Source organism: Roseateles sp. P5_E11 (assembly GCF_054049355.1).
In genome coordinates this window covers 1-4961 of sequence record NZ_JBFUMO010000446.1, presented here as the reverse complement: position 1 = coordinate 4961, position 4961 = coordinate 1, and the positions used below count along the sequence as shown (strand labels likewise).

The 4961-nt window shown below is 68.8% G+C and carries 6 protein-coding genes and 1 pseudogene; 3 read left to right on the top strand and 4 right to left on the bottom strand.

The features are described from left to right. A partial coding sequence (locus tag ACXJKR_RS24195) for a phosphoenolpyruvate-utilizing N-terminal domain-containing protein (protein ID WP_457324981.1) occupies positions 1–752 on the bottom strand: 752 nt, incomplete at its 3' end. Positions 753–866: 114 nt separating this feature from the next. On the opposite strand from ACXJKR_RS24195, the gene ACXJKR_RS24190 reads away from it, so the two are divergent. Next, positions 867–1670, top strand: a complete 804-nt coding sequence (locus tag ACXJKR_RS24190; RefSeq protein ID WP_457324980.1) for a GNAT family N-acetyltransferase — start codon at positions 867–869, stop codon at positions 1668–1670. Here ACXJKR_RS24190 and ACXJKR_RS24185 read toward each other — a convergent pair whose 3' ends face one another. From ACXJKR_RS24185 to ACXJKR_RS24175, 3 genes are read right to left on the bottom strand one after another with little or no spacing between them, the layout of a single operon-like run. Continuing rightward, positions 1671–1940 (bottom strand): HPr family phosphocarrier protein, encoded by a 270-nt coding sequence (locus ACXJKR_RS24185; protein WP_056194300.1) that lies wholly within the window; start codon positions 1938–1940, stop codon positions 1671–1673. It lies immediately after the preceding gene. After that, the gene (locus ACXJKR_RS24180; RefSeq protein WP_457324979.1) at positions 1937–2335 is read right to left on the bottom strand and encodes a PTS sugar transporter subunit IIA; all 399 of its coding nucleotides are present in this window, start codon (positions 2333–2335) and stop codon (positions 1937–1939) included. Before ACXJKR_RS24180 ends, ACXJKR_RS24185 begins: the two co-directional genes overlap by 4 nt. 11 nt (positions 2336–2346) lie before the next feature. Further along, positions 2347–2823 carry a hypothetical protein gene (locus tag ACXJKR_RS24175; RefSeq protein ID WP_056194302.1) on the bottom strand — a complete coding sequence of 159 codons (477 nt, stop codon included), beginning with the start codon at positions 2821–2823 and terminating at the stop codon, positions 2347–2349. An 80-nt stretch (positions 2824–2903) separates the two neighbouring features. Here ACXJKR_RS24175 and ACXJKR_RS24170 point away from each other — a divergent pair, with 80 nt between their 5' ends. Then, entirely contained in the window at positions 2904–4133 is a 1230-nt protein-coding gene (locus ACXJKR_RS24170; protein WP_457324978.1) for a CaiB/BaiF CoA transferase family protein, read from the top strand. Positions 4134–4321: 188 nt separating this feature from the next. Further along, a pseudogene (locus ACXJKR_RS24165) lies at positions 4322–4961 on the top strand (hypothetical protein); the annotation flags it as partial.

The window sequence follows — 4961 nt, the reverse complement described above, 5'->3', positions numbered from 1 at the left end:
AAGCGGTACTCCTCCAGGACGATGGGCGAAGGATTGACGATGACCGTGCCCGCGTCGCCATCGATGATGACCCAGTCATCCTGCCTGATGAGGCGCGAGGCCTCACGGGTGCCCACCACCGCCGGGATATCCATGCTGCGTGCGACGATGGCGGTGTGGGAGGTCTTGCCGCCAATGTCGGTGATGAAGCCGCGGAAGACGCTGCGCTTGAATTGGATCATGTCGGCCGGAGCAATGTCGGCGGCCACCAGCAGCAGCGGGTCCTCGCCCGCAAAGTCGCGCGGCGTGACGGGCGCAGGCGTGTCACCCCGCTCCYGCGACAGCGCACGCAACACACGCTCGACGACCTGCTCCAGATCAGCCTTGCGCTCGCGCAGGTAGTCATCTTCCATCTCGTCGAACTGGCGTGCCAGCACCTCGAGCTGGGCAGACAGCGCCCATTCCGCGTTGTAGTGCCGCTCGACGATCCACTGGCTGGCGCTCCCGGTCAGGGCCTCGTCGTGCAGCAGCATCAGGTGCACGTCCAGCAAGGCCGCGAGTTCGTGGGGCGCGTCGCCTGGCAGTTCATCCCTCAACGTCTCCAGCTCCAGCACGACGGCGTCGCGTGCGCGCAGCAGTCGCCCAATCTCGGGCTGGACCTCGTCGGGCGTCACGAAATAGTGGGCGACGTCGACGCGGCTGGAGGCGATCAGCACCGCGCGACCGATGGCCACACCACGTGAGACCGCAATGCCGAACACCTGAAAACTCATCAGCGCYCTCCGCAGATCAATCCCCAATGTAGCTTGAGCCACAGGGCTGCCGCGTCATGGTTTTTTCATAGGGCCTTCACCGCTGCGTCAAACAGCCGCCCCAGCATGCCGGGCATGAACCGCAGTTTGATCGTCACGCATGCACAGCCGCATGCCCCCGCCCTGCACCGCCCGGCGCGCGCCTCTTCCCCCCGCCTCAGCGTCAGCTGGGCACGCAGCGAAACGGAAGTTCGCGAAGCCCAGGCGCTGCGCTACCAGGTCTTCGCCGTCGAGATGGGCGCCCGCCTGCCCACACCCAAGGGTTCACCGGCCGGGCTGGACGTCGACCTCTTCGACGCCTATTGCGAGCATGTCCTGGTGCGCGCCGGGGGCGAAGACGACGAGCCCGGCCCTGTCGTCGGCACCTACCGCGTGCTGACGCCGTCCGCCGCCAAACGCGCCGGCGGCCTGTACAGCGACACCGAGTTCGACCTGACGCGCCTGCGCGGCCTGCGTTCCCGGGTCGCCGAGATCGGCCGCTCCTGCGTGCATGCCGACCACCGCAGCGGCGGCGCCATCATTGCGTTGTGGGGCGCGCTGGCCGAATTCATGGCCCGCAACGGTCTGGATACCGTCATCGGCTGCGCCAGCGTCAGCATGCGCGATGGCGGCCACTTCGCGGCCAGTCTGTGGAAGCAGATCGCCGCCAACCACCTCGCGCCCATCGACTGCCGGGTGCGCCCGCGCCTGCCGCTGCCCATCGAGCACCTGCGCCAGGACCTGGTGGTGGAACCGCCGGCCTTGATCCGCGGCTATCTGCGCTGCGGCGCCAAGTTGATGGGCGAGCCGGCCTGGGACCCCGACTTCAACACCGCCGACCTGCCGCTGCTGCTGCGCACGGCCGATCTGCCGGCGCGCTTCAAGCGCATCCTCGGCTGATCACTGGCCTTCGCCGAACTTGTCGTTGACGAGGGCGGTGATCTGATCCTGCGCGGCTTGTTCGTCCTCGCCATCAGTCTCCAGTTCGACTGTCGCGCCGATGCCGGCGGCCAGCATCATGACGCCCATGATGCTCTTGGCGTTCACGCGCCGGCCGTTGCGGCTCATATAGACCTCGCACTTGAAGCTGCCGGCCAACTTGGTTAACTTGGCCGAGGCGCGCGCGTGAAGACCCAGCTTGTTGCTGATGGTGAGGGTGGACTTGATCATTCGTCGGGGGGCAAGGGAGGCATGGCGACGATGCCGGTGACCGCGCCCTGCATGGCGCGMCGTGCCAGCTCGGTCAAAGGCTTCTGGCTGGCATAGCAGAGGGTGCGCCACAGCATGGGCACGCTGACACCGCTGAGCACCTGCACCTGCTCTCCCGCCAGGCGCTGAGCACCGTTGCTCGGCGTAGCGCCGAACACATCGGTCAGCACCAGCCACTCGGGCTGGTCGGCCCGGGCCATCAGCGCGCGGGCAGCTGTCTCGACGTCGTCCGCGCTCATGCCAGCATCAACATCCAGCACGGTCAGCGTCGGCGCACAGTCGGGGAAGGTGTSTTCGGCCACCTGCCGCAGGGCGGAGGCCAGCGGTGCGTGGGCGATCACAAGCAGGTTGGGCATGGGGCAGGATGTTAGCGGGCGGTCTCCATGGCCAGCCCGGCACGGAAGCTTTCCCACGCGGCCGGGTCGTCCTGCGGCAGCGTCATCAGCGCCTGGTAGACACGGCCACCGTGAGCGAACACGGCCACGCGAGTGATCCCGCCCGCACCGGTCAGGCGGTACTCGGCAGCCTCCGGCAGCGGCGTCATGCCCGGCACCAGCAGCGGCTGGGCCGGCGGCAGCGGCTGGCCGAGCTTGGTGGCCAAGGCCTGGGGCATGGCCTTGAGGGCTGGGCCGGCCTGGGTCGGGTCGGGCCCATCAGCCCAGGACAGCGCGAAGCGCCCGCCGCCCGCTTCGCACTGTGCCAGGCCCATCGCACCCTGGCCGGCGTGAGCGGGGCGCTGCTCGATGTCGGGCTTGCAAGGGAAGAGGGCCACGGCGCCCGATCCGGTCGGCCTGACCTCGCGCCAGTTCAGCGTCGGCTGGCAAGCCGCCAGCAAGCTCAGCATTAGGGCAAATCCGGCAGTCGTGCGGCAGGGCATGGGCGAATTATCGACAGCGGCCCGAGGACAATTCCGCAATGCAAGAAATGCCCTCTCCCCAAGCCCTGGCAGGCGTGCGCGTGCTGGACCTGTCGCGCGTGCTGGCCGGCCCCTGGTGCACCCAGACCCTGGCCGACCTCGGCGCCGACGTCATCAAGATCGAACGCCCCGGCAGTGGCGACGACACACGTGCCTGGGGCCCGCCCTATCTGAAGGATGCCGACGGCCAGGACACGTCCGAGGCCGCCTACTTCCTCGGCGCCAACCGCAACAAGCGCTCGCTGGCCGTGGATCTGGCCACGCCCGAAGGTCAGGCCATCGTCCGCAAGCTGGCGGCCCAGGTCGACGTCCTGGTCGAGAACTTCAAGGTCGGCGACCTGGCTCGCTATGGCCTGGACGCGCAAACCCTGCTCGCCGAGCACCCCGGCCTCGTCATCTGCTCCATCACCGGCTTCGGCCAGACCGGGCCCTATGCCGAGCGCGCCGGTTATGACTACGCCGTCCAGGGCATGGGCGGGCTGATGAGCGTGACCGGCGAGCGCGACGACCTGCCCGGCGGCGGGCCGCAGAAGGTGGGCGTGGCCGTGGCCGACCTGTTCACCGGCATGTATGCCACCGTCGCCATCCTGGCCGCGCTGCGCCACCGCGATGCCACCGGCCAGGGCCAGGTCATCGACATGGCCCTGCTGGACACCCAGCTCGCCATGCTGGCCAACCTCGGCAGCAACTACCTGTGCAGCGGCAAGGCGCCGGGCCGCATGGGCAACGCCCACCAGAACATCGTGCCCTATCAGGTCTTCGAGGCCAGCGACGGCTATCTGATCCTGGCTGTCGGCAACGACCGCCAATTCGCCAAGTTCTGCGACATCGCCGGCCAGCCGGGATGGGCCACCGACCCACGCTTTGCGACCAACTCCGAGCGCGTGCGCCACCGCGCCCTCCTCGTGCCTCAGTTGGAGGAAGCCATGCGGCAGCGCCCTCGCGCCGACTGGCTCGCGGCGCTGGAGGCTGCCAAGGTGCCCTGTGGCTCGATCAACTCTATTGGTGAGGCGCTCGCCGACCCGCAAGCGCAAGCTCGCGGTGCCGTGGTTGCCATGCCCCATCCCTTGACGCCCGATCTGCGCCTCATTGCCAGCCCAATGAAGCTGTCGGCCACACCCGTGGCCTATCGGTTCGCGCCGCCGCTGCTCGGCCAGCACAGCGACGAGTTGCTGCAAGAAGCCGGCTGTTCTGCGGAAGAAATCACAAACTGGCGCAACAGTGGTGTCATTGCGTGAGGGCTAACCCACCCCCAAACCCAGGGTTTCCCCCTGGGTGGGGGATGGAGATGGCGGCGCGCTGTCCGCAGCATGCGCTCACGCACCGAGGCGGGCCAACCACCTAGAACCATCCGCCTCGGGTCCGCAGCCACCGGGTCATGTCCACACCGCCTTCTTCCGCGCCAGCAAGTGCCGCCAACGATGTCATGCCTGAGCCTTCACCGGTCCAGTGGGCGGACATCGTCCAGCAGCTGGGCGCCGAGATCGCCGGGCCGCTGAGCGCGGCGCTGGAGCAGATCCAGAACCTCGCCACCACCGGCCAGATCGACCGCCGCGGCCTGCGCCTGTTGAAGCGCAGCGTGGACGACGCTCGCACGGCCGGCATGCTGGGCCAGCAGCTCTCCCGGCTGGCCTCCGGCCGCCTGCGCCTGAACCGCGAGCGCCAGCACCTCACGCAGATGCTGCGCAGCGTGCTCGCCCAGCGCAGCCGCGAGACCCAGGCGCGCGGCGTGCAGGTTCGCCAGTCGCTCAAGCCCGTCGAGATCTGGGCCGACGGCGCCCTGCTCTTCGGCCTGCTGAATGCGCTGATGGACTGGGCGCTGGCCAATACGCACTCCTCCGTCGACYTGCGACTGGATCTGACGCCCTGGCCGGTCAAGGCGCGCCTGAGCTGCCGCTTCGCCCACCGCTCGCTGGAATTGCTCAGCGACGACGCCGACCCGCACGCACCGACGCCCGGGCTGGACTCGCTGGCCTGGCGGCTGCTGGAGCAAACGGCCATCACGCTGGGTGTGCTGCCACTGCGCGAGCAGGAGGCCGGCATCACGCTGCTGACGCTGGAGTTCA

Coding starts and splice junctions, on each gene's coding strand:
- ACXJKR_RS24190 (WP_457324980.1), top strand. CDS start 867: ATGAACCGCAGTTTGATCGTCACGCATGCACAGCCGCATGCCCCCGCC.
- ACXJKR_RS24185 (WP_056194300.1), bottom strand. CDS start 1,940: ATGATCAAGTCCACCCTCACCATCAGCAACAAGCTGGGTCTTCACGCG.
- ACXJKR_RS24175 (WP_056194302.1), bottom strand. CDS start 2,823: ATGCTGAGCTTGCTGGCGGCTTGCCAGCCGACGCTGAACTGGCGCGAG.
- ACXJKR_RS24170 (WP_457324978.1), top strand. CDS start 2,904: ATGCCCTCTCCCCAAGCCCTGGCAGGCGTGCGCGTGCTGGACCTGTCG.